General features: G+C 65.1%; 1 protein-coding gene. It reads right to left on the reverse strand.

The window, feature by feature from the left end; translation table 11 throughout:
- A partial coding sequence (locus FQ705_RS04565) for an aromatic ring-hydroxylating oxygenase subunit alpha (RefSeq protein WP_144138231.1) occupies positions 1–343 on the reverse strand: 343 nt, incomplete at its 3' end.
- Between the last annotated feature and the right edge of the window lie 75 nt (positions 344–418).

Below are 418 nucleotides of genomic sequence, written 5' to 3' on the forward strand. Positions count from 1 at the left end.
CGATGCGGCGCACGTTGCCGCGTCCTTCCAGCAGGACCGACATGCGGTGCAGGCAGACGTTCGAGAACGCGCGCAGCGTGCCGTCCTCGGCCCGCAGCACCGCCACCGGCTGGCCGCCGAGGTCGGCCGTCAGATAGTCGCCCGGGTTGGCGAGCGCGCCGGCGCGGCCCACGCAGAGCCATTCGTCGCGGAAGATCGTCTGCTGCTCGCGTTCGAGGAAGGCCGGCGAGGTGTAGACGGCTGGCGGCATCGCGCGCGCGTCGTCGAACTCGCGTGCGCAGTTCGACTGCAGTTGCCGGACGATTTCGTCGATGCCGGACGCAGTGGGGTGGGAACGGCTCATCGGACCTCCGAAGCAACTGCGCTATGCAATGGTCACGAATCTAACAAGTCAAATTACCAGTTAAAATATTCTTTT

The organism is Paraburkholderia sp. BCC1884, assembly GCF_900996225.1.
Taxonomy (GTDB): domain Bacteria; phylum Pseudomonadota; class Gammaproteobacteria; order Burkholderiales; family Burkholderiaceae; genus Paraburkholderia.